General features: G+C 68.8%; 21 protein-coding genes. 8 read left to right on the plus strand and 13 right to left on the minus strand.

Annotated features, from left to right (window positions below; genetic code table 11):
• Window positions 1–327: 327 nt before the first annotated feature.
• The 3 genes from AB0E98_RS06835 to thyX all read right to left on the minus strand — a co-directional run bounded on the left by AB0E98_RS06835 (window position 328) and on the right by thyX (window position 3954).
• Complete coding sequence (locus AB0E98_RS06835) at window positions 328–2013, minus strand: ribonuclease J (protein WP_311614114.1); 1686 nt, start codon at window positions 2011–2013, stop codon at window positions 328–330.
• A gap of 105 nt (window positions 2014–2118) precedes the next feature.
• Window positions 2119–3018 carry a 4-hydroxy-tetrahydrodipicolinate synthase gene (gene dapA, locus AB0E98_RS06840; RefSeq protein ID WP_361699392.1) on the minus strand — a complete coding sequence of 300 codons (900 nt, stop codon included), beginning with the start codon at window positions 3016–3018 and terminating at the stop codon, window positions 2119–2121.
• A 195-nt stretch (window positions 3019–3213) separates the two neighbouring features.
• Window positions 3214–3954, minus strand: coding sequence for an FAD-dependent thymidylate synthase (gene thyX / locus AB0E98_RS06845; protein ID WP_311614112.1), 741 nt, complete (start codon window positions 3952–3954; stop codon window positions 3214–3216).
• A gap of 264 nt (window positions 3955–4218) precedes the next feature.
• Between thyX and AB0E98_RS06850 the strand changes: the two genes are divergently transcribed.
• Window positions 4219–4461 (plus strand): hypothetical protein, encoded by a 243-nt coding sequence (locus AB0E98_RS06850; protein WP_361699395.1) that lies wholly within the window; start codon window positions 4219–4221, stop codon window positions 4459–4461.
• 76 nt (window positions 4462–4537) lie between these two features.
• Window positions 4538–5143 (plus strand): hypothetical protein, encoded by a 606-nt coding sequence (locus AB0E98_RS06855; RefSeq protein WP_361699397.1) that lies wholly within the window; start codon window positions 4538–4540, stop codon window positions 5141–5143.
• Window positions 5144–5218: 75 nt separating this feature from the next.
• Here the strand turns inward: AB0E98_RS06855 and AB0E98_RS06860 are convergent, their stop codons facing one another.
• The 6 genes from AB0E98_RS06860 to eccD all read right to left on the minus strand — a co-directional run bounded on the left by AB0E98_RS06860 (window position 5219) and on the right by eccD (window position 12279).
• Window positions 5219–5680: a hypothetical protein gene (locus tag AB0E98_RS06860; protein WP_361699399.1), complete on the minus strand. Its 462-nt coding sequence runs from the start codon at window positions 5678–5680 to the stop codon at window positions 5219–5221.
• A 4-nt stretch (window positions 5681–5684) separates the two neighbouring features.
• Window positions 5685–6437, minus strand: a complete 753-nt coding sequence (gene dapB, locus AB0E98_RS06865) for a 4-hydroxy-tetrahydrodipicolinate reductase (RefSeq protein ID WP_361699401.1) — start codon at window positions 6435–6437, stop codon at window positions 5685–5687.
• Window positions 6438–6491: 54 nt separating this feature from the next.
• Window positions 6492–7871 (minus strand): pitrilysin family protein, encoded by a 1380-nt coding sequence (locus AB0E98_RS06870; protein WP_361699403.1) that lies wholly within the window; start codon window positions 7869–7871, stop codon window positions 6492–6494.
• Window positions 7868–10087: a polyribonucleotide nucleotidyltransferase gene (locus AB0E98_RS06875; protein ID WP_361699405.1), complete on the minus strand. Its 2220-nt coding sequence runs from the start codon at window positions 10085–10087 to the stop codon at window positions 7868–7870. Before AB0E98_RS06875 ends, AB0E98_RS06870 begins: the two co-directional genes overlap by 4 nt.
• Before the next feature lie 255 nt (window positions 10088–10342).
• Window positions 10343–10630: a 30S ribosomal protein S15 gene (gene rpsO, locus AB0E98_RS06880; protein WP_311614106.1), complete on the minus strand. Its 288-nt coding sequence runs from the start codon at window positions 10628–10630 to the stop codon at window positions 10343–10345.
• A gap of 206 nt (window positions 10631–10836) precedes the next feature.
• Complete coding sequence (gene eccD / locus AB0E98_RS06885; RefSeq protein ID WP_361699407.1) at window positions 10837–12279, minus strand: type VII secretion integral membrane protein EccD; 1443 nt, start codon at window positions 12277–12279, stop codon at window positions 10837–10839.
• Window positions 12280–12507: 228 nt separating this feature from the next.
• Here eccD and eccCa point away from each other — a divergent pair, with 228 nt between their 5' ends.
• The 5 genes from eccCa (at window position 12508) to AB0E98_RS06910 (ending at window position 21212) form a co-directional block, all read left to right on the plus strand.
• Entirely contained in the window at window positions 12508–16458 is a 3951-nt protein-coding gene (eccCa, locus tag AB0E98_RS06890) for a type VII secretion protein EccCa (protein ID WP_361699409.1), read from the plus strand.
• Between the two features lie 125 nt (window positions 16459–16583).
• Window positions 16584–17045: a hypothetical protein gene (locus tag AB0E98_RS06895; RefSeq protein ID WP_361699411.1), complete on the plus strand. Its 462-nt coding sequence runs from the start codon at window positions 16584–16586 to the stop codon at window positions 17043–17045.
• A gap of 16 nt (window positions 17046–17061) precedes the next feature.
• Entirely contained in the window at window positions 17062–19383 is a 2322-nt protein-coding gene (locus AB0E98_RS06900) for a hypothetical protein (RefSeq protein ID WP_361699413.1), read from the plus strand.
• Complete coding sequence (locus AB0E98_RS06905) at window positions 19380–20426, plus strand: hypothetical protein (RefSeq protein ID WP_361699415.1); 1047 nt, start codon at window positions 19380–19382, stop codon at window positions 20424–20426. The genes AB0E98_RS06900 and AB0E98_RS06905 overlap by 4 nt, the downstream gene beginning before the upstream one ends.
• Before the next feature lie 69 nt (window positions 20427–20495).
• Window positions 20496–21212: a hypothetical protein gene (locus AB0E98_RS06910; RefSeq protein WP_361699417.1), complete on the plus strand. Its 717-nt coding sequence runs from the start codon at window positions 20496–20498 to the stop codon at window positions 21210–21212.
• A 92-nt stretch (window positions 21213–21304) separates the two neighbouring features.
• On the opposite strand, the gene AB0E98_RS06915 is transcribed toward AB0E98_RS06910, so the two are convergent.
• Complete coding sequence (locus tag AB0E98_RS06915; protein ID WP_361699419.1) at window positions 21305–21499, minus strand: hypothetical protein; 195 nt, start codon at window positions 21497–21499, stop codon at window positions 21305–21307.
• Between the two features lie 11 nt (window positions 21500–21510).
• On the minus strand, window positions 21511–22362 hold the full coding sequence (locus AB0E98_RS06920; RefSeq protein WP_361699421.1) for a helix-turn-helix transcriptional regulator: 852 nt from the start codon (window positions 22360–22362) through the stop codon (window positions 21511–21513).
• A gap of 272 nt (window positions 22363–22634) precedes the next feature.
• Here AB0E98_RS06920 and AB0E98_RS06925 point away from each other — a divergent pair, with 272 nt between their 5' ends.
• The gene (locus tag AB0E98_RS06925; protein ID WP_361699423.1) at window positions 22635–23111 is read left to right on the plus strand and encodes an ATP-binding protein; all 477 of its coding nucleotides are present in this window, start codon (window positions 22635–22637) and stop codon (window positions 23109–23111) included.
• 63 nt (window positions 23112–23174) lie between these two features.
• Here AB0E98_RS06925 and AB0E98_RS06930 read toward each other — a convergent pair whose 3' ends face one another.
• Window positions 23175–23483: a WXG100 family type VII secretion target gene (locus tag AB0E98_RS06930; protein ID WP_361699425.1), complete on the minus strand. Its 309-nt coding sequence runs from the start codon at window positions 23481–23483 to the stop codon at window positions 23175–23177.
• Between the two features lie 53 nt (window positions 23484–23536).
• Entirely contained in the window at window positions 23537–23854 is a 318-nt protein-coding gene (locus tag AB0E98_RS06935; RefSeq protein WP_311614096.1) for a WXG100 family type VII secretion target, read from the minus strand.
• Between the last annotated feature and the right edge of the window lie 28 nt (window positions 23855–23882).

Consider the following 23882-nt stretch of genomic DNA (forward strand, 5'->3'; position numbering starts at 1 on the left):
AAGGAACGGACGCTTCCTTTGTACTCACCCTCTCGGGCTTTCCTCCGGGCTTCCCTTCGGTGTTTCCAACCTTACCAGATCCGTTTTCCGTTCCTTCCGCTTCTCAATCGAAGCAGTCGGTTCGAATTCCGTTTCCAGCGCCCTGTCGGACCGGGCTTCCCCGACTTTATCAGATTTCTCTGAGCCGGATTTCCACTCGCTTTCCGGGAGCTCCGCTCGCACTCGAAGTGCTTTGGCGTTCCCTGCGGTGGAGCCGTAAACGTACTGGACGGCCGCGCCCGATGCAAATCGGCAGCGGGGGCGGCCGTCCATACGGCTGATGCCGCGTCAGACCTCGACGACGACCGGGAGGATCATCGGGCGGCGGCGGTAGCTGTCCGACACCCACTTGCCCACCGAACGGCGGACGAGCTGCTGGAGCTGGTGGGGCTCGGCGACGCCGTCCGCGGCGGCCCTGGCGATGGCCTCCTCGATCTTCGGGACGACGGCGTTGAACGCCGCGTCCTCGATACCGGAGCCCCGGGCCTGGATCTGCGGGCCGCTGACGACCTTGCCGGTCGTGCTGTCGACGACCACGAAGACGGAGATGATGCCCTCGTCCCCGAGGATGCGGCGGTCCTTGAGCGAGGCGTCGGTGACGTCGCCGACCGAGAGGCCGTCCACGTACACATAGCCGGCCTGCACCTTGCCGACGATCCTCGCCTTGCCGTCCACGAGGTCCACCACGACGCCGTCCTCGGCGATGACGATGTGGTCCTTCGGGATACCCGTCAGCGCGCCCAGCTCGGCGTTGGCGCGCAGGTGGCGCCATTCGCCATGGACCGGCATCAGGTTCTTCGGCTTGCAGATGTTGTAGAAGTACAGCAGCTCGCCGGCGGAGGCGTGGCCCGAGACGTGCACGCGGGCGTTGCCCTTGTGGACGACGTTGGCGCCCCAGCGGGTGAGGCCGTTGATCACGCGGTAGACCGCGTTCTCGTTGCCCGGGATCAGGGACGACGCGAGGATCACGGTGTCGCCCCGGACGATCCGGATCTGGTGGTCGCGGTTGGCCATCCGCGAGAGCGCGGCCATCGGCTCGCCCTGGGAACCGGTGCAGACGAGCACGACCTCGTCGTCCGGCAGGTCGTCGAGGGTCTTGACGTCGACGACGAGACCGGCCGGGACCCGCAGATAGCCCAGGTCACGGGCGATGCCCATGTTGCGGACCATCGAGCGGCCGACGAAGGCGACGCGGCGCCCGTACTCGTGGGCGGCGTCGAGGATCTGCTGGATGCGATGGACGTGGCTGGCGAAGCTGGCCACGATGATGCGCTTCTGCGCACCCGCGAAGACCTGGCGCAGGACACCGGAGATGTCCCGCTCCGGCGGGACGAAGCCGGGGACCTCCGCGTTGGTGGAGTCCACGAGCAGCAGGTCGATGCCCTCCTCGCCGAGCTTGGCGAAGGCGGGGAGGTCGGTGAGACGGCCGTCCAGCGGGAGCTGGTCCATCTTGAAGTCACCGGTGTGCACGACCATGCCCGCGGGGGTGCGGATGGCGACGGCCAGGGCGTCCGGGATGGAGTGGTTGACCGCGATGAACTCGCAGTCGAACGGGCCCAGCCGCTCGCGGTCGCCCTCGGCGACCTCGAGGGTGTACGGGCGGATGCGGTGCTCCTGGAGCTTGGCCTCGATCAGGGCGAGGGTCAGCTTGGAGCCGATGAGGGGGATGTCCGGCTTCTCGCGGAGCAGGAAGGGGACGCCGCCGATGTGGTCCTCGTGGCCGTGCGTGAGCACGATGCCCTCGATGTCGTCGAGGCGGTCCCTGATGGACGAGAAGTCCGGCAGGATCAGATCGACTCCGGGCTGCTCCTCCTCGGGGAAAAGCACTCCGCAGTCGACGATCAGGAGACGGCCGTCGTATTCGAAGACCGTCATATTGCGGCCGATCTCACCGAGACCGCCGAGCGGGGTGACGCGCAGGCCGCCCTTGGGGAGCTTCGGCGGCGCGCCGAGTTCAGGGTGCGGGTGGCTCAAAAGACTCTCCTCACCACGCACGCCACATGCCTCTTCGGACACATGGCGCGCATGACATTCGTGCACTTGCAGTTTTTGTCGATCTTCAGTTTTGAAGTCTGGGTGTTAGAGCTGTACCCCGCCGGCGGCGAGATCGCTCTTGAGCTGCTCGGTCTGCTCGTCCGTGAGACCGACGAGAGGCAGTCGCAGCGGGCCGGCGGGCAGGCCCTGGAGGGCGAGTGCGGCCTTGGTGGTGATCACGCCCTGGGTGCGGAACACGCCGGTGTACACGGGGAGCAGGCGCCGGTGGATCTCGGCTGCCTTGTCGACGTCACCGGAGCGGTGCGCCTCCAGCATCGCGCGGAGCTCGGTGGCGACGAGGTGGCCGACGACGGAGACATAGCCCACGGCGCCGATGGACAGCAGCGGCAGGTTGAGCATGTCGTCGCCGGAGTACCAGGCGAGGCCCGAGCGAGCCATGGCCCAGCTCGCCGCGCCGAGGTCGCCCTTGGCGTCCTTGTTGGCGACGATGCGCGGGTGCTCGGCGAGACGGACCATCGTCTCGGTCTCGATCTCGACGCCGCTGCGGCCGGGGATGTCGTAGAGCATCACGGGCAGTTCCGTGGCGTCCGCGACCGCCGTGAAGTGACGGCGCAGGCCCTCCTGCGGGGGCTTGTTGTAGTAGGGCGTGACCACGAGGAGGCCGTGGGCGCCCGCCTGCTCGGCGGCGCGGGCCAGCTCGATGCTGTGACGGGTGTCGTTGGTGCCGGCTCCGGCGACGACGTGGGCGCGGTCGCCGACCGCTTCGACCACGGCGCGTACGAGCTGGGCTTTCTCCGCATCGCTGGTGGTCGGGGACTCACCGGTGGTGCCATTGACGACAAGGCCGTCGTTGCCTGCGTCCACAAGGTGGGCGGCGAGGCGCTGAGCGCCGTCGAGGTCGAGGGCGCCTTCGGCGGTGAAGGGCGTGACCATGGCGGTCAGGGCCCGCCCGAAGGGCGTCTGCGGTGTGGAGGTCGGAGCCATGAGGGTCACGCTACTCGTTGCTCACCGTGAGGTACCCCCTCGGGGAGTGCCTAAAGGGATCCCGGCACTGCCTGCTCGGGGGTTCAAGCAGTGCCGGGTCCGTTTTTTCAGCGTAGATGAAGGTGATGAAACGCCGCAATACGGACACCTTGCCCACTGGCCCGGTAGCAGCGCGTCACCGCTGGTCGGACCGCCCTACGGGGCGACGCGACCGTTCTTGTTGAAGGCGTCGTAGGTGAGCGGCATGAGCTTGGCCCACTCCGCCTCCATCTTCTCGCCCACCATCTCGATCTCCCGCTGGGGGAAGGAGGGGACCTTCGCCAGCTCGTGCTGGGTGCGCAGGCCGAGGAAGTGCATCAGGGAGCGGGCGTTGCACGTGGCGTACATCGAGGAGAAGAGCCCGACCGGAAGGACCGATCGGGCGACCTCGCGGGCGACACCGGCGGCCAGCATCTCCTGGTACGCCTCGTACGCCTGGCGGTAGCTGTCCTCCATCGCGCGGCCGGTGAGCTCGTGCTGAGCCTGAGTGCCCTCGACGAAGACGTACTTGCCCGGGCGGCCCTCCTGGACCAGCTTGCGGGAGTCCCCGGGGACGTAGAAGACCGGCTCCAGCTCGCGGTAGCGGCCGGACTCCTCGTTGTAGGACCAGCCGACGCGGTGCCGCATGAACTCGCGGAAGACGAAGATCGGGGCGCTGATGAAGAAAGTCATCGAGTTGTGCTCGAAGGGGCTGCCGTGACGGTCGCGCATCAGGTAGTTGATGAGCCCCTTGGACCGCTCGGGGTCCTTGGTGATCTCTTCGAGGGACTGCTCGCCGGCCGTGGAGACCCGGGCCGCCCACAGCACGTCCGAGTCGGCCGCGCTGTGCTTGACCAGCTCGACGGTCACATCGCTGCGGAACCTGGGCTTCAGATCCTCGGTGGGGGTGTCGCTCACCGGCGGGGTCCTTCCTTTTGCTGCTGTGCTTGGCCGCCGCCAAGCCTAAGGGCCACCACTGACAACGGGCCGACACCGGCCCGGGGCGGGGGCTCCGGAGCACCCCGGAGCACCCCGGATCGCCCGGAAGCCCGATGCCACAGGAAGGCCCGGGACGCCAGTTGATATTTTTCACAGAAGTTATGGAGAAACGGGCACCCATTGCCCGTTTCGAGCGTCTTCAGATGTGACAGCACACTTTCGAGGTTCCTAGGAGAGCCCACCATGTTCCGCCGGCGAGAGCCCGTGCCGTTCGCCTTCGTCGCCGAGGCCGAGCGCTACCGCAGCAACGTCACCCCGCCGCCCCGAGGCGGTGCCAGTCGTTCGGAGCTACTCGGCCGGACGCTGGTGGGGCTGACGGTGGCCGCGGGGCTGATAGGCGCGCTGCTGTTCGGAATGCCGTCACTGGAGACGGGTCGGCAGAACCCCGGGCACAGCCAGAAGTCCGAGGCCAACGCGGGTCGCTGAGCCCGGGCCGTTACACAGCGGGTACCCTCACCGCGCACAGTCGTTCGACCGTGTGTATCGGAATGAGGAACCCGTCGTGCCCCTGCCCTTCTCGACAGCCGAACGCGACGGCGAGCTCGCGACACCGACCGAGACGACCACGACCGCCAAGAAGAGCGCCACCGACACCATCGCCGCGCTCCTCGCCTCAGAGGACCTGTACGAGGACCACCGCCGTTGGCGGCGCCCGTACCACCCCGGTCCGCTGCGGGTGGGGGGCGCGGCGATGCTGCTTCTGCTGGCCGCGTACGTCCTGGTGTCCGGTGTGATCATCGCCGCGGCGGGAGCACTGCCCGGCGCGGGCGTCTGCTTCGCGATCGCCGCCGTGCTGATCACGGTCGCGGTGCGGATGGTGCGTACGGGCATCTGGGTGAGCCCGCACGGGCTGCGTCAGCAGCGAATGCTGCGCGGTGTGACGCTGTCGTGGGCCGAGGTGGCCGAGGTGCGGACCGTGCAGCAGCCGGTGCGGGTGGTGGGGACGCCGCGTACCACGCAGGGGCAGGCGCTCGTGGTGCGGCGTACGGACGGCGGGACGCTGCCCGTGCTGGTGACCGACCGGAACGCCGATTTCGTGGGGCGGCCGCAGGCCTTCGCGACGGCGGCGGACGCCGTCGAGGACCGGGTGGCCGCGTTCACGGCGTAGTCCGGCGTGGTTCACGGCGTAGCGGCAAGCGGATGACGGAAGGGCCGGGGCTTCGTGCCCCGGCCCTTCGCCGTCTCAGGCGCCCGTGGCGGTGATCTGCTTGCCGTCGTGCAGGGCGATCGCCCGCTGCATGGCCTTGCGGGCCCTGGGGGTGTCGCGGGCGTCGTGGTAGGCGACCGCGAGGCGGAACCAGCAGCGCCAGTCGCCCGGGGTCCGCTCCGTCTCGTCCTTGCGGCGGGCGAAGACCTCGTCCGCCGAGTCCCGGTCGATCCGTCCGCCGGGCGTCCGTACGAGCTCGTCGACCGGGAGCCCGCCCTCGGCCTCGAGCTCGCGGGCCAGCCGGTTGGCGTCGCGGGCGAACTTGGTGGTCCGGTACAGGAACCAGGCCCCGATGAACGGCAGGATCATCACGGCCAGCCCGAAGGTGACGGTGATGACGGTGCCCTGCTGGATGAGCATCACGCCGCGGCTGCCGACCAGGACGAAGTAGACGACCAGGACGGCGGCCAGGGCGAAGTAGACGATCTTTGCGCGCACGTGCTCAGCCCAGGTCCAGGAAGTGTTCCAGGCCGAACGTCAGGCCCGGTGTGGAGACGACGCGACGGGCGCCCAGCAGGATGCCCGGCATGAAGCAGCTGTGGTGCAGCGAGTCGTGCCGGATGGTGAGCGTCTCACCGGTGTCGCCGAGCAGCACCTCCTGGTGGGCGAGGAGGCCGCGCAGCCGGACGGAGTGGACGGGCACCCCGTCGACGTCGGCGCCGCGCGCGCCCTCCAGGGCCGTGGTGGTGGCGTCGGGCTGGGGGGCGCAGCCGGCCTCGCGCCGCGCGGCGGCGATGAGCTGCGCGGTGCGGGTGGCGGTGCCGGAGGGGGCGTCCGCCTTGTTCGGGTGATGGAGCTCGACGACCTCGACGGACTCGAAGAAGCGGGCGGCCTTCTGGGCGAAGGTCATGGTGAGGACCGCGCCGATGGAGAAGTTCGGGGCGATGAGCACACCGGTCTCCGGCGACGCCTCCAGCCAGGAGGTGAGCTTCGCGAGGCGGTCCTCGGTCCAGCCGGTGGTGCCGACGACGGCGTGGATGCCGTTGCGGACGCAGAACTCGAGGTTGTCCATCACCGAGTCCGGGTGCGTCAGCTCGACCACGACCTGGGCGCCCGCCTCGGTCAGGGCCTCCAGCCGGTCGCCCCGGCCGAGCGCGGCCACCAGCTCCATGTCGTCGGCGGCTTCCACGGCCCGGACGGCCTCGGAGCCGATCCGGCCCTTGGCGCCGACGACCGCCACGCGCAGCTTGCTCATCGTCCCTGCTTCCCCTCGTGTGCCCGGCCGGCGGTGCTGCCGGCCGGGGCGGTTTTACGAAACGGCCTCGTGCAGGCGGGCGGCCTGCTTGTCCTTCAGCGGGCCGATCACGGACAGCGAAGGACGCTGCCCCAGGACATCACGGGCCACCTCGCGGATCTCGTCCGGGGTCACGGCGGCGATGCGGGCCAGCATGTCGGAGACCGACATCTGGTCGCCCCAGCACAGCTCGCTCTTGCCGATGCGGTTCATCAGCGCGCCCGTGTCCTCCAGGCCGAGCACCGTGGAGCCGGAGAGCTGGCCGATGGCGCGGCTGATCTCCTCGTCCGACAGGCCTTCGCTCGCGACCTTGTCCAGCTCGTCGCGGCAGATCCGCAGCACGTCGTGGACCTGGTTGGGGCGGCAGCCGGCGTAGACGCCGAAGAGGCCGCAGTCGGCGAAGCCCGAGGTGTAGGAGTAGACGGAGTAGGCGAGGCCGCGCTTCTCCCGGACTTCCTGGAAGAGCCGCGAGCTCATGCCGCCGCCGAGGGCGGTGTTGAGCACGCCGAGGGCCCAGCGGCGCTCGTCGATGCGGGAGATGCCGGGCATGCCGAGGACGACGTGCGCCTGCTCGGTCCTGCGGCCCAGCACCTCCACCCGGCCGGCCGTGCGGATCGTCTTCGCGCCGGCGCGGGGGTCCATCGGCACGGCGTCCGTGCGGCCCAGGGCGCCGGCCTTCTCGAAGGCGGCGCGGACCTGGCGGACGACCTTGGCGTGGTCGACGTTGCCGGCGGCGGCCACGACCAGGTGGGTCGGGTCGTAGTGCTTCTTGTAGAAGCGGGCGACCTGGTCCCTGGTCAGGGCGTTGATCGTGTCGACGGTGCCCAGGACCGGGCGGCCGAGGGGGGTGTCGCCCAGCATGGTGTGCGCGAACAGGTCGTGGACGCAGTCGCCGGGGTCGTCCTCGGTCATGGCGATCTCTTCGAGGATCACCCCGCGCTCGGCGTCGACGTCGGCCGGGTCGATCAGCGAGCCGGTGAGCATGTCACAGACGACGTCTATGGCCAGCGGCAGATCGGTGTCGAGAACCCGCGCGTAGTAGCAGGTGTACTCCTTGGCCGTGAAGGCGTTCATCTCGCCGCCGACCGCGTCCAGGGCGGCGGAGATGTCGAGGGCGCTGCGCTTGGCCGTGCCCTTGAAGAGGAGGTGCTCGAGGTAGTGCGTGGCGCCGTTGAGGGCCGGGGTCTCGTCGCGGGAGCCGACGTTCGCCCAGATGCCGAAGGTCGCGGAGCGGACGGACGGCAGGGTCTCGGTGACCACGCGCAGACCGCCCGGGAGGGTGGTCCGGCGGACGGTGCCGATGCCGTTCTCGCCCTTGAGAAGCGTTTGGGTACGGGCGACGGCCCGCCCCTCCGAGGAGGGGCGGGCCGTCTTCCGTGTACTACGGGACGTCACTTGGCGGACTCGTCCTTAGCAGCCTCGTCGCCGTCCTCGCCCTCGATCACGGGGATCAGGGAGAGCTTGCCGCGCTGGTCGATCTCGGCGATCTCGACCTGGACCCTGGCGCCGACACCGAGGACATCCTCGACGTTCTCCACGCGCTTGCCACCGGCGAGCTTGCGGATCTGCGAGATGTGCAGCAGGCCGTCCTTGCCCGGGAGCAGGGAGACGAACGCACCGAAGGTGGTGGTCTTGACGACCGTACCCAGGTAGCGCTCGCCGACCTCCGGCATGGTCGGGTTGGCGATGCCGTTGATCGTGGCGCGGGCGGCCTCGGCGGCCGGGCCGTCGGCGGCACCGATGTAGATGGTGCCGTCGTCCTCGATCGTGATCTCGGCGCCGGTGTCCTCCTGGATCTGGTTGATCATCTTGCCCTTGGGGCCGATGACCTCACCGATCTTGTCCACGGGGATCTTGACGGTGATGATCCGCGGGGCGTTCGGGGACATCTCGTCCGGCGTGTCGATCGCTTCCATCATCACGTCGAGGATGTGGAGGCGGGCGTCGCGGGCCTGCTTGAGGGCCGCGGCCAGGACGGAGGCCGGGATGCCGTCCAGCTTGGTGTCGAGCTGGAGGGCGGTCACGAACTCCTTGGTGCCGGCGACCTTGAAGTCCATGTCGCCGAAGGCGTCCTCCGCACCGAGGATGTCGGTGAGGGCGACGTAGTGGGTCTCGCCGTTGATCTCCTGGGAGATCAGGCCCATGGCGATACCGGCGACCGGGGCCTTCAGGGGCACACCGGCGTTCAGCAGCGACATGGTGGAGGCGCAGACCGAGCCCATGGAGGTCGAGCCGTTGGAGCCCAGCGCCTCGGAGACCTGGCGGATGGCGTAGGGGAACTCCTCGCGCGTCGGCAGCACGGGCACGATGGCCCGCTCGGCCAGGGCGCCGTGGCCGATCTCGCGGCGCTTCGGCGAACCGACGCGGCCGGTCTCGCCGACGGAGTACGGCGGGAAGTTGTAGTTGTGCATGTAACGCTTGCGCGTCACCGGCGACAGCGTGTCCAGCTGCTGCTCCATGCGGAGCATGTTGAGCGTGGTGACACCCAGGATCTGGGTCTCGCCGCGCTCGAACAGGGCGGAGCCGTGGACGCGCGGGATGGCCTCGACCTCGGCGGCGAGGGTGCGGATGTCGGTGACACCGCGGCCGTCGATGCGGACCTTGTCCTTGATGACGCGCTCACGGACCAGGGCCTTGGTGAGCGAGCGGTACGCGGCGGAGATCTCCTTCTCGCGGCCCTCGAACTGCGGGAGCAGCTTCTCGGCGGCGACCTCCTTGACGCGGTCCAGCTCGGCCTCGCGCTCCTGCTTGCCGGCGATGGTGAGCGCCTGGGCCAGCTCGGTGCGGACGGCGGCGGTCAGCGCCTCCAGGACGTCGTCCTCGTAGTCGAGGAAGATCGGGAACTCGGCGGTCGGCTTGGCGGCCTTCGCGGCGAGCTCGGCCTGGGCCTTGCAGAGCACCTTGATGAAGGGCTTCGCGGCGTCGAGACCGGCGGCGACGATCTCCTCGGTCGGCGCCTCGGCGCCGTCCTTGACGAGCTGGATGGTCTTCTCGGTGGCCTCGGCCTCGACCATCATGATCGCGACGTCGCCGTCCTCCAGGGTGCGGCCCGCGACCACCATGTCGAAGACGGCGTCCTCGAGCTCGGTGTGGGTCGGGAAGGCCACCCACTGGCCCTTGATCAGCGCGACGCGGACGCCGCCGACCGGGCCGGAGAAGGGCAGGCCGGCCAGCTGCGTGGAGCAGGAGGCGGCGTTGATCGCGATGACGTCGTAGACATGGTCCGGGTTGAGGGCCATGACCGTGGCGACGACCTGGATCTCGTTGCGCAGGCCCTTCTTGAAGGACGGGCGCAGCGGGCGGTCGATCAGACGGCAGGTGAGGATCGCGTCCTCGGAGGGGCGGCCCTCACGGCGGAAGAAGGAGCCGGGGATCTTGCCGGCCGAGTACATCCGCTCCTCGACGTCCACCGTGAGGGGGAAGAAGTCGAGCTGGTCCTTGGGCCTCTTCGACGCGGTCGTGGCCGACAGCACCATGGTGTCGTCGTCCAGGTAGGCCACGGCGGAGCCGGCGGCCTGACGGGCCAGACGGCCGGTCTCGAAGCGGATGGTGCGGGTGCCGAAGGCGCCGTTGTCGATGACGGCCTCGGCGTAGTGGGTCTCGTTCTCCACCAGGGATATCTCCTCTTCTGCGTCACCGCCCGTGTGGCGGTGACGTTGGCGGAGGGGCGTCTCGGCTGGCCGGTCTTCGATCGAAGCACCCGGATTCCCTGATCCGGGGGCCACTACCGAGGACCGGCGGCGAGCGGAGCGCTCCTCCTCATACGGTTTCGCGTTGTGGGATCCAGATTACAAAGCTTTTGCGTCCCACGAGATACGCAAAGGGAGCGGCCCCCAGGATGTGGGAACCGCCCCCTTCATGGCGTCTTACTTGGCGCCCGCGGCACCGCGGCGGATGCCGAGGCGCTCGACCAGGGCGCGGAAGCGCGTGATGTCCTTCTTGGCCAGGTACTGAAGCAGACGGCGACGCTGGCCGACCAGGATCAGCAGGCCACGACGGGAGTGGTGGTCGTGCTTGTGGGTCTTGAGGTGACCCGTCAGGTCGGAGATGCGGCGGGTGAGCAGCGCGACCTGGACCTCGGGGGAGCCGGTGTCGCCCTCCTTGGTGGCGAACTCGGCCATGATCTGCTTCTTCGTAGCGGCGTCGAGCGACACGCGTACTCCTTCTGAGTCTCTTTTTGGCCACCGAGTGCCCCTGGTCTCTGTCTCAGGAGAGCTTCCGTTACTCGGGAGGCGGGGTCCGCTGGGCGCTGTCCCCAGATGCCCTGGCGGGCGTTCCGGAGGCGCGTACACAAACGGCCACTGGACACAGTACCAGCCCGGGGGCCTGATTCCGGCCCTGGGGCGCGGCCCCGCGCAGGTCAGCTGCCCGCGAGGCCGCGCGCCCTCGCATAGACGTCGAGAACGGCGAGACAGAGGGGGACGAGGGCGAGCAGGACGGCGTTCTCGACCATGTCGGAGGCTCTCCCCCAGAAGGGTGACAGCCCCTTGCGGGGGATGATCAGCGCGACGGCGGTGAGCAGGGCCGCCACGGCGGCGACGGCCACGGTGATCCAGACCGTACGGATGTCGGAAGCGCCACCGTGAGCTCCGGAGAGCGGGCGCAGGGCCAGGCCGAGGACGAGCAGGGCAAGCCCGGCCAGGCCCGCGCCGAGGACGGTGGCGACCTGCGAGGTGTAGCGGAAGAGCCGGGCGCGCAGGGTCATGGCGAGCCCGGCGGCGAGGGCGAGGGCCGGGGCCCAGGGGCCGGCGGAGAAGGAGAGGACGGCGGCCGAGCCGACGACGACGGCCGAGCAGCCGCCCACGAGGCCGAGCAGCAGCTCGTGGCCCCGGCGGGCCCGCGCGGCGACGCGCTCGGCGTCGACGGGCGCGGTGTCGGCGCCGCTCCGGGGCGCGTCCAGGTCGTCGCCGGCGGCGCGGGGCGCCGTGTAGCCGATGGGCAGCCGGGCGGCGCGGGCCGAGAGGGCGGGGAGGAAGGCGAGGGCGCCGATCGCGGCGACGGCGCAGACGGCGGCCGCGGCGGAGGGCGCGGCGCCGGTGAGGATCATCCCGAAGGTGGCCAGGACGCCGGTGGCGGAGGTCACGACGGTGGCGACGAAGGGGGCGTCGCCGCGGGGGGTGACGGCGACGAGGACGACGGAGGCGATCAGGACGGTCGCGCAGCCGAGCAGGAACTGGAGGCGTCCGGCTCCCTCGCCCGCTGCGGGGCCGACGATGCCGGACCCGGCGATCAGCAGGTGCGGTACGGCCGCCAGGCCCAGGGCGACGGCCGGGCCGCGGTCCCGGTAGACCCGGGCCCGTACGCCCGCGTAGGCGGTCAGGAGGACGGCCACGGCGCCGGCGACGATGCCGGGCAGGCCGTGCGCGTCGTGGCGCGCGGGGTCGGCGTACCAGAGGACGAGGCCCAGGAGGACGAGCAGCAGGGCGGCGCCGGTGAGGCCCGCGGCCCGCAGCATGCCGGTGTTCCACAGGGCGCGGTCGCCGGAGACGGCCGTGGCGACGGCGTCGGAGACGTCGTCGTGGACGGCGGGCGGCAGGGATTCCGCGAACGGGCGCAGGGTGAGGATCTCGCCGTCGAGGACGCGCTGGGCCGCGAGGGTACGGGCGCCGTCGAGGACGGTGCCGTCGCGGCGGACGAGGTGGTAGCCGGTGGGCGTGCCCACGGGCTGGGCGCCTCCGGTCAGCCGGAGGATCTCGGGGTGGACGTCGGCGACGGGGAGGTCCTCGGGGAGGGCGACGTCGACGCGGCTGTCGGGCGCGACGACGGTCACCCGACAGAAGCCGGTCGTGGCGGACGTACTCACCCGGATTGCCCCCTGATGCTGTCGGTGGTGTCTTTTTTGCTGCTGGTTTGCTGCTGATTCCGAGGTTTGGCCGACGGGTGGTCACCAACGGTGGCACTCGCGGCTGGTCACCCTACCGGGGGCGAACTCCTGTACGCCGATAGGATCACCGTCTCGCGAGGGGCGGCCGGGGCCACAGGGGCGCCGGGCGGGAAACGGCCCCTCGGTGCAGAGGGGTTGAGCCGTTCCGTGACCCAGGTCGTCGTCAAACGCCAGCCTCGGGCCCTGCCGCCCGAGCTGCCGAGCGAGGAACTGCGGCTGGAGGCTCCTCCGGAGCTGCCGCGCGGCCGTCAGGAGGGCTTCCTGATGCAGCTGCTCCCCACGCTGGGCATGGCCTCGTCGATGGTCTACTTCTTCATGCCGGGCGCCAACCCCATGATGAAGATCATGGGCGTCCTGATGATGATGTCGACGCTCGGGATGACCGTCGCCATGGTCGTTCGGCACCGTCAGGGCACGCAGGGGCAGATGGCGGACGCGCGCCGCGACTACCTCAGATACCTCGCGCAGACCCGGCGTACCGTGCGGCGCACGGCGCGGGCGCAGCGCGACGCCCAGCTCTATCTCCACCCCTCCCCCGACCAGCTGTGGTCGGTGGTCGCCGAGGGCTCCCGCGTCTGGGAGCGGCGGACTGCCGACGACGACTTCGCGCAGGTGCGCGTCGGGCTGGGCGCGCAGCGGCTCGCGACGCCACTGGTGGCCCCGGAGACGGCGCCCATAGACCAGCTGGAGCCGCTCACGGCGGGCGCGATGCAGCGCTTCCTGGCCGTGCACGGCTCGCTGGACGGGCTGCCCATGGCGGTGTCGCTGCGCGCCTTCTACCACGTCACCCTCTCGGGGGACCCCGACACGGTGCACGGCTGCGCGCGGGCGCTCGTCGCCCAGCTGGCCGCGCTGCACTCCCCCGAGGACCTGGTCGTCGCCGTGGTGGCGGGGCGCGGCGCGGCGGCCCGCTGGGAGTGGACGAAGTGGCTGCCGCACGTGCAGCTGCCGGGCACGGCCGACGGGGCGGGCACGCGCCGGCTGATCGGCGACGACCTCGGCGAGCTGGAGGAGCTGCTGGCACCGCGCCTGGAGGGGCGTCCCCGCTTCGGCCGTGACACCCGCCCCCTGGTGGAGCAGCCGCACGTGGTGCTGTTCCTGGAGGGCGCCGCGGTGCCGCCGGACTCGCTCTTCGCCTCGCCGGAGGGCTTGCAGGGCGTCACCGTCGTGGAGGTCGTGCCGGGCGGACTGGACGAGCTGCGGGGCGGGCTGGCCATCAGCGTGGCGCCGGGCGCGCTGCGGCTGCGGTCGCAGGCGGCGGCGTACGACGGGGTGCCGGACACGCTGTCCCCCGAGGCCGCCGAGGCGCTCGCGCGACAGCTCGCGCCGCTGCGTCCCGGCAGTGGCGAGGAGGACGAGCCGCTGCTGGCCAACTGGGACTTCACGGAGCTGCTGGGGCTGGGCGACGCCGGCGCGGTGGACGTCGCCCGCACCTGGCGGCCGCGCACGCCCGCCGAGCGGCTGCGCGTGCCGATCGGCGTCGGCGAGGACGGCGCGCCCGTGATGCTCGACCTGAAAGAGGCCGCGCAGGACGGCATGGGCCCGCACGGCCTGTGCGTGGGCGCCACGGGCTCGGGCAAGTCCGAGCTGCTGCGCACGCTGGTGCTGGGCCTCGCGGTCACCCACTCCTCGGAGACGCTGAACTTCGTCCTCGCGGACTTCAAGGGCGGCGCGACCTTCGCGGGGATGTCCGGGCTGCCGCACGTCGCGGCCGTCATCACCAACCTCGCCGACGACCTGACCCTGGTCGACCGCATGCGCGACTCCATCACGGGCGAGCTCCAGCGCCGCCAGGAGCTGCTGAGGTCGGCGGGCAACTACGCCAACGTCCACGACTACGAGAAGGCGCGGGCCGCGGGCGCCGCCCTGGAGCCCCTGGCTTCACTCGTCCTGGTGATCGACGAGTTCAGCGAGCTGTTGACGGCCAAGCCGGACTTCATCGACATGTTCATCCAGATCGGCCGGATCGGCCGCTCCCTGGGCGTCCATCTGCTGCTGGCCTCGCAGCGACTGGAGGAGGGCCGGCTGCGCGGGCTGGAGACGTACCTGTCGTACCGCGTCGGTCTGCGCACGTTCTCGGCCGCCGAGTCGCGTACGGCGCTGGGCGTGCCGGACGCCTACCACCTGCCGACGGTGCCGGGGTCGGGCTATCTGAAGTTCGGCACGGACGAGATGACCCGGTTCAAGGCCGCGTACGTCTCCGGCACGTACCGGGCGGGCGGACCGGCCGGCGCGGACGGCGGGGCGCTGCCGGTCGAGCGGCGCCCGGCGCTCTTCACCGCGGCGCCGGTGCCGGTGACGTACGCGCCCCCTCCGTCCCTCCCGGCGTCGGCGCGTCCGGAGGACGACACCTTCGCCGACACCGTCCTCGACGTGGTCGTACGACGGCTGGAGGGCCAGGGCCCGCCGGCCCACCAGGTGTGGCTGCCCCCGCTGGACCGGGCGCCGTCCCTCGACCAGCTGCTACCGCCGCTGGCCGAGGTGCCGGGCCGGGGTCTGACGGCCTCCGACCCCTCGCGCCAGGGCCGGCTCGTGGTACCGCTGGGCATCGTCGACAAGCCCTTCGAACAGCGCCGCGACGTCCTCCACCGGGACTTCTCGGGGGCGGCGGGCCACATGCTCGTCGTCGGCGGCCCCCAGTCGGGCAAGTCGACGCTGCTGCGCACCCTGGTGACCTCCTTCGCGCTCACCCACACCCCCGCCGAGGTGCAGTTCTACGGACTCGACTTCGGTGGTGGCGGCATGAGCGCCGTCGACGGCCTGCCGCACGTCGGCGGCGTCGCCTCCCGCCTCGACCCGGAGCGCGTACGCCGCACGGTCGCCGAGGTCGCGGGCATCCTGGCCCGCCGCGAGGAGTTCTTCCGCGCGCGGGGCATCGACTCCATCGCCACCTACCGGCGGCGCAGGGCCGCCGGCGACTTCGCCGACGAGGGCTGGGGGGACGTCTTCCTCCTGGTCGACGGATGGGGCAGCTTCAAGCAGGAGTACGAGCTGCTGGAAGGCGTCGTCACGGACATCGCGGCGCGCGGCCTCGGCTACGGCGTCCACGTCGTGGTAACCGCCTCCCGCAACATGGAGGTCCGCCCCGCCCTCAAGGACCAGCTCCTCAGCCGTCTGGAGCTGCGCCTCGGCGACACGATGGACTCGGAGTTCGACCGCAAGGTCGCCGCCAACGTCCCGGCCGGCGTCCCCGGGCGCGGCCAGCTCCCCGAGAAGCTCCACTTCATGGCCGGCCAGCCCCGGATCGACGGCGGCAGCGACCCGGCGACACTGACGGACGCGACAGCCGCCCTGCTCACGGCGGTCGGCACCGCCTGGACCGGGCCGAGTGCGCCGCGCGTCCGGCTGCTGCCGCGCATGCTGCGGGCGGACGAGCTGCCGAAGGGCTCCGAGTTCCCGGAGCGCGGCGTGGCCATCGGCCTCGACGAGACCAACCTGGAACCCGTCTTCGTCGACTTCGAGACCGACCCCTTCTTCCTCGTCCTCGGCGAGAGCGAATCCGGCAAGACGGCGCTGCTGCGCCTGATCGCCAAGCAGCTCACCGAGCGCTACGGCCCGGACGAGGCGAAGATCGTCGTCGGCGACTACCGGCGCTCCCTCCTGGACGTCATCCCGGACACCCACCTCCTGGAGTACGCCCCGATCGCCTCGTCCCTCACCCTCCACGCCAACGCCCTCAACGGCCTGATGGAACGCCGCGCACCCCAGCCCGGCGTCACCCCGCAGCAGCTGCGCGACCGGAGCTGGTGGTCGGGCCCGCGCTTCTTCGTCATCGTCGACGACTACGAGCTCGTCGCGACAGGAGGCGGCGGGAACCCGCTGGCGGTGCTCACGGAGAACCTGCCGTTCGCTCGGGACGTGGGCGTCCACTTCATCGTCGCCCGGAACTCGGCGGGCGCGTCGCGCTCCATGTTCGAACCCTTTATGCAGCGGGTGAAGGAGCTGGGCGCGCAGGGCGTCGTCCTGTCCGGCGACCCGGGCGAGGGCGACATCCTCGGCGGCGTCCGCCCGCGCCCGATGCCCCCGGGCCGCGGCTTCTTCGTCTCACGCCGGCGGGGGACGCCGCTGGTGCAGGTGGGGTGGGTGCCGGAGCAGTAGGAGACGGGCGGTAGGAATCCGCCAAGAGATCAACAAGGGTGGTGCGTCACACGCACCACCCTTGTTAGCTTCGAACGCACGAATGCCTTGTCATATAGGTGACTTGGCGACGATCTGGGGGGATCGTGACGTTCGAGAACGAGTGGGCAGAGCTACGCGCCGACGCGGTGACGCGGACGCAGCTGAACGGGGTGCCGGGCGGCGGAGCCGGTGGGGGGCCGGACCTCTCTTCCTCGGCCGCGAAGAAACGGTCCGCTGTATCGGCCCTGGAACAGCACATAGAACCGGACTCGCAGGCCGCCGGCCGGGTGGCGGACGAGACGTCCGAGGCTGCGGCGCGGGGCTTCAAGGACTGGGCCACCGGCGCCGGCATCAGCGAGGCCCTGAAGGGCTGGCGCGCGTCGGTGAAGTCCCTCCAGGCCCGCCTCGCCGCCGACAAGGCGGCGCTGAGCGGCACGACCCGGCTGTTCACCGGCACGGACGCGGGCATCGCAGGACAGTTCTCGCTCCTTAAACCGGGCGGCCCCGGCGGGGGCGGCCCGCTGACGGCCAACCCGCCCTTCCCGTCGCGCGTAGCGGACTACTGAGGGGCTCAGGATCACCATGCTCACGTACCACCAGGTCCTGACGACGGACCTCGCCCTCCTCACAACCGCGGCCGAGCAGTGGGACACGGCGGCGAAGAAGTTCGAGTCCGTGCAGAAGGACTACGAGAGCCAGGTCAAGGCCATCACCACCGACGGCTCCTGGACCGGCCAGGCCAACCTCGCGGGCAAGTCGGCCATGCAGCTGACGCACGACCAATACACGGCGGCGGCGAAGGAGGCCCGCGCGATCGCCTCCCTACTGCGGGACGCGCACGCGCAGTTCACGGAGTTGCGGGGGAAGCTGAAGTCGGCGGTCGCCGATGCCGAGAAGGACCACATGAGGATCGGCGACGACGGGCGCGCGACCTGGACCAAGCGCGACGACCCCGCCGTCCTGCACGACCCCGACGCCCCGACGGCGATCGCCAAAGCCGAGAATTCGTGGAACCAGCGCATAGCCGAAGCGGTCCGCGCCTTCGACGACGCGGACCAGGGCGTCAAGCTGGCACTGACGACCGCGGTCCAGGACGCGACACCGGATCTCCTCGACGGCACGCCCCACGGCTTCAACGCGAACGCCGAGGGCGACATCGAGAAGGTCGAGGCCAAGGAAGCGTACGAGCTGGCGACCAAGCTCAACTCCACCGGTCACCTCGACGCCAAGGACATGGCGGAGATGCAGCGCCTCTTCCGCGACAACGACCACGACAAAGCGTTCAGCCAGACGCTTCTCAGCAGCCTCGGCGCGGACAACACCATCAAGTTCACCAACAAGCTGAATGATCTGGCCTATGTCGCCGACAAGAAACACAAAGCCGATTACCTGACCCTCGAGACGGGGCTGGCCGGCACCCTGGCCTCGGCCACCCGCGTCCCAGACTTCAAGGGCCAGGACGGCAAGCCGTTGAAATACGGTTCAGCGGAATACTCCAAGTCGTACCAGGACTGGATGAAGACATCCGATGCGACCTTCTACGACGGTTGGCGCGAGGGCCTCAAGAAGGCTGGGGTGGAAAAGTTCGACCTCGAATCGGCCACGAACAAGACGAATGTCATCGGCATCGGCCACGACCAGAAGGTGCGCGGCTATCAGAGCCTGGCCACGCTCATGCAGCAGGGCAGCGGATACTCCCCGCAGTTTCTGGCGGACGTCACCGACGACATGGTGGCCGCCGAGAAGAAGGATCGCGATGTCTGGGATCTTTACGGCCAGTTCCAGGGCAAGGAGACCGGCTGGTTCGCCAACGATCCTGTCGACGCGGCACTGGGCATCATGAGCCGAGATCCAGCAACCGCCACCGCCTACCTGGACCCCGGCGCAGGAGGAAAAGACGCCCAGCACCGGGACAACGGCAGGCTGAACTACTTCCTCCACGACCGGGACTGGAAGTTCACCAACACAACCAGCTGGCAGGGGAACATCGAGCACCGCGCCGGCGACATCGAAGAGAAGGACAGCCGGGTAGGGCTCGGAGCAGCACTCGAAGCCGCAACCACAGGCCGTGAACCCGGCAGCCCCATGGGCAAGCCCGGGCCCCATAGCGAGGGGCAAGCACGTGTGATGCAGGACACCATCAGCATTCTCGACGCCAATCACCAAGGCGACTCGATACCAGGCAACCTGCAGCAGCCGCTCGGGCGGGCACTCATCCACTATGTCCCGGACACCCATGACATCCTCGACGGGCTGAACCCGGACAAGGGAAGAACTCAAGGCCTACCGCGCATACAGGGATCCGGGGACGACTCCCATCTGGCCAATAATCAAGCCAGCCTCATACGCGTACTGAGGGGCGTCTCCGACGACAAGGACACCTTCGCGGCGCTGCATTATGCCGAGCTCAGCTATTCAGCGGAGAGGCTTGCAGGCGGGGCGCAAAACATCGACACGAAAGACAGCATCCACGACTGGGAGACTCGAGGGGCAGAGGTCGGCAAAGTCAGCGGCATCTACAACTCGATAGCCCATGACATCGTCTTGGACAAGCGGGATTCCGGCGTCCAGTGGGTCAACGATGTAGCACGCTATGCATATCACGGCATAGGCACCCCCATAACCATGATCCCCATCATTGGCGACGAGGCCCAGCGGACCGTCGATGCGGTCACCTACGAACAGTCAAAGATCGCCATATCCAACAGGGAAAACACCGCAAGAGCGGAAGGCAGTGACATCTATTCCAGAGGAATCGACGCCACCAACACCCTCATAGACAAGTGGGCCGAAGGTAGGAACGTGGAAAAGAGCAACGCGGTGACGGGGATGAGGCGAGAAGCGGGACAGAGTTTCACCGAAGGAAGAGACGCAGCGTACACAGCCCTTCGGACGGCAAAATGACAGAGACATCCCGCCCCGTCCCGGTCTGGAAGCGACTCCTCTTCGCCGGGGCAGCATGCACCCTGGTCATCGGAGGTCTCAATCTGGCGCTCAATACGAACCTGTTGGGTCCCAGCAACCTGTGCGACGGTCTGATATCCGAGGCGCAAGCCGAACGCACACTTGGTGCTGTGGGACGGCTGGCCTCCGACAGCACCACTTCCCCGCCTGCAGGAAAGCTCGGCGAGTTTCACTGCAAACTCACGCAGATCGCCAAATTCACTGGCGGTAACGAGAAGAATCTGTGGGTTGACAGCTATCAGCAACTGGGCAACTTTCCATTCACTGTCCGGCCGAGGTGGTCGTACCCCGCTAAGGTTTCCTTCTTCACCGGCTCAGCCATCGGAGCCGTTTCCGACACTGACGGCTGGGTCCTCCTCCCTCAGTCATGCTGGAGCCCCGACAAAAACGGCCCTCGCGTCCACGTGATCGAAGCAGGCGTACCAGGACATCCGGTGGCTCGGATGGAGCTGGCGCGGCTCCTGGTGAACGCTGCGAACAACGCGGCACGACGGGAGGGGTGCGCCAAGAAAGAGCTGGCCGCCCCCACAACTCTTGAATCGCCCCCCGAGATCACAAACACAAGTCCTGACGCCGTGTGCGGAATCAGGGGATTCACCGCCCCTGTCACAGGCGCTGCCGGGATAGGCCGACATGTCGAGCAATCCGGGAATTTTTCAAATCCGGTCTGGACCTGCGACTTGACCCCAAAGGGCGCCCAGAGCCCTTACACAAGATTCTCGATAACGCGAGACAAAACGCTGGTCTCAGCCCAGGCTCAACAAATCAGCTACCTCAACGCCAGGCCACCTCAGGGCTGGAACGCTCAGGGCGACAGGAAAACAGGAATCATCGCCTCCTGCAAGGATGGCGACACTTACTTTTCCGTCCATATGGAAAAACGACCGACAAGGCCGACCGAGGAATCGGAAGTCAAGGCGCTCTTCGATTCCTTCGTAAAAGCCGCGGGCAACAAGCTCGGCTGCGGTCGAATCGCACCGTAACCGCAGCGCCATCGAGTTCAGATATGGAGATCCATGCGTAAGGCTCCTGTCGCGTGGCCGATCACAGCCATGGCCGCACTGGCTTTGCCCCTCACGTCATGTGGTAGCGGATCCACTCCGCATCACGCAGCAACCATCACGCCATCCGAATCGAACCCACAAGAAACGCCACCGGCCCCTGCCAGCACCGACATGAGCTCATTAAAAGCTGCAAGCACCAACCTGCTGATGAGGAACACCTCCTTTCACGCATCCGGAACCACGACCGCATTCGAGGGCAGCCGTACGGAAATGTGGTCGGTTCCTGGGCAAGGTCTGCACATTCACACGACGAATAGCCAGACGGGCAAGAACGGCGACATCTTCTGCAAGGACGGCGCCACCTACACCAGCGCGCCCCTCTTCGCGGATTCCCTGAAGCAGTCAGGCACCGCCAGCATTACCGTCCCGCCGGACCTCACCGACGTCTATGTCAAGAGCGAGATGCCTCAGGGCTGCGCCAGCATGTACAGCATTCCCGAAAATGCCAAGCTCACGCCGGAACAGGACAGCAGCGTGAACGGTGCCAAGTCCTACGGCCTTACCGCCAGCAATGCCCTGACAAGCGACGTCTACCAGGTGGCAGCTGAGGGAAGGTCCTACCTCCTCCAATTGGGGTCCACCCGTGACGGCCGGTCCAGCATCACGACCTACGATTCGTTCGGCGAGAAGTTCACCGTCACCTTGCCACCGATGGACAAGACCATGCCGCTGAAAGACTTCCGCAACCGGGTCACCGGCCACTGAGGAACGCTTTCAGCGCGCGGCAGAGCCCGAGGTTCCGCTCTGAGGGTGCGGTCGCCGAGGGCAGGATGGCGACCGGCGGATCGCCGCCCTCATCAGATGAGGTGGTCGAGCTCGCCGCGCTTGGCGGCCTCTATGAAGTTGCGTAGGCCCTCGCGGGTGGTGGTGACGAGCTCGTGGGGGCGGGCGGTCTCTCTGAGTATGGGGGTGCCGTCGGCGGTGAGGCCGACCTGGATGCAGGCGTTGCCTCCGCCCGAGCAGTAGGGCTCCTGCCACTTGATCTCCGGCATGGCCGTTCCTTTCATGCTTCCTTGGCGATTGCGTGGATCAGTTCGCGGGACTGTTTCAGCGACAGCGTCTTGCGCTCTGCGCGCTCGAACAAGCCGCGGTAGTTCTCCAACTGATGCTCAGCTGTGAGGAAGACCGTGGTGTGCGCGGCGTCCAGTTGAACCGTGTCGAGCTGCGAGACCGCCCCGTAGGCGTAGAACACAGTCTGCCCGGCACCGGGGAAGCCCCCTGCGGCGAAAGGCAGGACACGGATTCGCACGTGGTCCCGCTCGGTCACGGCCAGGAGATGCTCCAGCTGAGCGAGCGCAGCCTTGCGGCCCCCGAACTGCATACGCAGTGCCGCCTCGTGGACGATCGCATCGAGCTGAGGTGGTTCCTTGTGGTCCAGTACCGCTTGCCGCCGCATGCGGTGAACGAGCCTGAGCTCCAGTTCCCGGGTCGGCAACGGCTGCACCGCCTCCTCGAAGATCGCCCGCGCGTGATCCTCCGTCTGAAGCAGCCCGGGAATATGGACGCTGGACGACGTGCGCATCTTGCGCGCACCGTCCTCCAGCTCGGCGATGTCGAGATACCCCGGAGGCAGAGACCCTCGGTACTCCTCCCACCAGCCCTTGTCCCGCTCGTCCGCCAACGCCACCAGCGCTTCCACGAAGCTTTCGTTCGCGCAGCCGTAGTTGCATGCCAGGGTGCGCAGGCGGCCTGGGGTGATCCCCACGCGGCCGGCTTCAAGATGGCTGACCTGATAGGCCTTGATGTTGATCAGCGCACCCGCGTCCTGAGCGCTCAGGCCCGCAGCCTCGCGAAGCTTGCGCAACTCGATGCCCAGGCGTCGCTGCCGCTGCGTGGGATGGCTCCTTGACGGCATCTGACCCCTCCTTGCGATCTATGCGAAGCATGCCGTGGCGCCAGGGGCCACGTCTACCGACAGGGTTGTCTTTGCAGACAAGGTTGTCCGGCACGCCCAAGTGCCCCTACATTCAGTGACGCACCGCTCACACGCGACAGAGCCGGAAGCGCACCGCGCGAGCATGCCCAACTCTCCCTGGAGTGGGTGTACCCGTGCCCAGGGAGGCAAGCCACCGGCACAGGTCAGCGTGCCAGAACTCCCAACTGCACCAGCACTTGGAGCGAACGCGCATGAGCAACAGCGCACTCTGCCCACCGGAGATGTCGGCCGTACCGACGCCCGCCAACTTCAACTACTCCCTCGGGTTGCCCGGGGGCCCGTACTGCCTCGGCGCCGCGCGCAGCCTGGTACATACCGTGCTACGCGAACACAAGCTCGCCGATTTGGCCGAGCTCGGCGTCCTCGCGGCATCCGAACTCCTCGCCAACGCCTACGCGTTCACGCCCGGGCGCGAGACCCATCTGTCGATGCGGTGGCGCTTCGGCGTGCTGAGACTGACCGTGTTCGACGAGCACCCCGCGCACGAGGCAGCGGAAATCATCGCCGCGTGTCTTGAGCGGCGGAGGGAAGCGCTGTCATTGCTGGATACAGTCGCTGACACGTGCGGCGGGATCTGCGGGCTGGCCGAGGCCGACATGCCCCTTCGCGGGAGCAAGGTCTGGGTCGTGCTCCCGCGAGAGGCCGGGGCGCTCTACGCACGGGTCTGAGCACGCGGGAGGGTGGGCTGCCGCCGTGCGGCTGCCCACCCCCGGGTGCTCAGCGGATCAGGCTCAGTAGCCCTCGGTGAAGAGCCGCGACGCCTTCACGTCGGTGACGTGGTACTGGTCAGCGCCTTCCTGGATCTTCGCCGAGACCCGCTCGAGGATCTCCCCGATCTTGTTCGCCTTGTCCTGGAGACGCTTCTGGGCGTCCTCCATCGCCGTCTTGGCCTCGCCCTCCCAGCCGGCAGAGACATTGGCGACGGCCGACTTCATGGCCGAGATCTCGTTCTGGATCACGCCCGCCGCGCCCTTGATCTGCCCTGCGGTTTCCCGCAGGGAGGCGTAGGTGACAAGGAGTTCGCCACCGTTTGTTGCCATTTTCCCGCTCCCCATGTCGTGTTCGGGCCCTCAGGGCCCAGTTGTCCTGGCTACTAGCTGTACTGGTCGATCGCGCTGGCGGAGCCGACGCTCGATGCGATTTCCTGGTCGGTGGCGCCGGTGAGGGTATGCGTCTTGGCCACCGCCTCACTGACGTGGTCAATGAGGCGCCGCACGGCGTCGTGCTCCCTGTTCAGCTCCTCCTGCGCGGTCTTGAACACCGTGCTGGCCTGGCCCTTCCATGCGCCGTCGACGGTCGCGATGGCATTGGACAGGGTGCGCAGGTTGGCTGTGAACGCCTGGCTCGACTGGTCCATGGCGTTCTTGAACGTTCTGAACGCGTCGTCATTGACCTTCTGCGTGTTCGACATGTTTCACCATCCCCCATGAGTTGATTGC

The sequence above is a fragment of the Streptomyces sp. NPDC037389 genome, from assembly GCF_040636475.1.
GTDB lineage: Bacteria > Actinomycetota > Actinomycetes > Streptomycetales > Streptomycetaceae > Streptomyces > Streptomyces hesseae.

What these genes read in the sequence shown, in the direction of transcription:
- AB0E98_RS06935 (WP_311614096.1), bottom strand. Translation starts at nt 23,854, where the DNA reads ATGTCGAACACGCAGAAGGTCAATGACGACGCGTTCAGAACGTTCAAG.
- AB0E98_RS06930 (WP_361699425.1), bottom strand. Translation starts at nt 23,483, where the DNA reads ATGGCAACAAACGGTGGCGAACTCCTTGTCACCTACGCCTCCCTGCGG.
- AB0E98_RS06850 (WP_361699395.1), top strand. Translation starts at nt 4,219, where the DNA reads ATGTTCCGCCGGCGAGAGCCCGTGCCGTTCGCCTTCGTCGCCGAGGCC.
- AB0E98_RS06905 (WP_361699415.1), top strand. Translation starts at nt 19,380, where the DNA reads ATGACAGAGACATCCCGCCCCGTCCCGGTCTGGAAGCGACTCCTCTTC.
- dapB (WP_361699401.1), bottom strand. Translation starts at nt 6,437, where the DNA reads ATGAGCAAGCTGCGCGTGGCGGTCGTCGGCGCCAAGGGCCGGATCGGC.
- AB0E98_RS06925 (WP_361699423.1), top strand. Translation starts at nt 22,635, where the DNA reads ATGAGCAACAGCGCACTCTGCCCACCGGAGATGTCGGCCGTACCGACG.
- AB0E98_RS06910 (WP_361699417.1), top strand. Translation starts at nt 20,496, where the DNA reads ATGGCCGCACTGGCTTTGCCCCTCACGTCATGTGGTAGCGGATCCACT.
- AB0E98_RS06900 (WP_361699413.1), top strand. Translation starts at nt 17,062, where the DNA reads ATGCTCACGTACCACCAGGTCCTGACGACGGACCTCGCCCTCCTCACA.
- AB0E98_RS06920 (WP_361699421.1), bottom strand. Translation starts at nt 22,362, where the DNA reads ATGCCGTCAAGGAGCCATCCCACGCAGCGGCAGCGACGCCTGGGCATC.
- AB0E98_RS06915 (WP_361699419.1), bottom strand. Translation starts at nt 21,499, where the DNA reads ATGCCGGAGATCAAGTGGCAGGAGCCCTACTGCTCGGGCGGAGGCAAC.
- dapA (WP_361699392.1), bottom strand. Translation starts at nt 3,018, where the DNA reads ATGGCTCCGACCTCCACACCGCAGACGCCCTTCGGGCGGGCCCTGACC.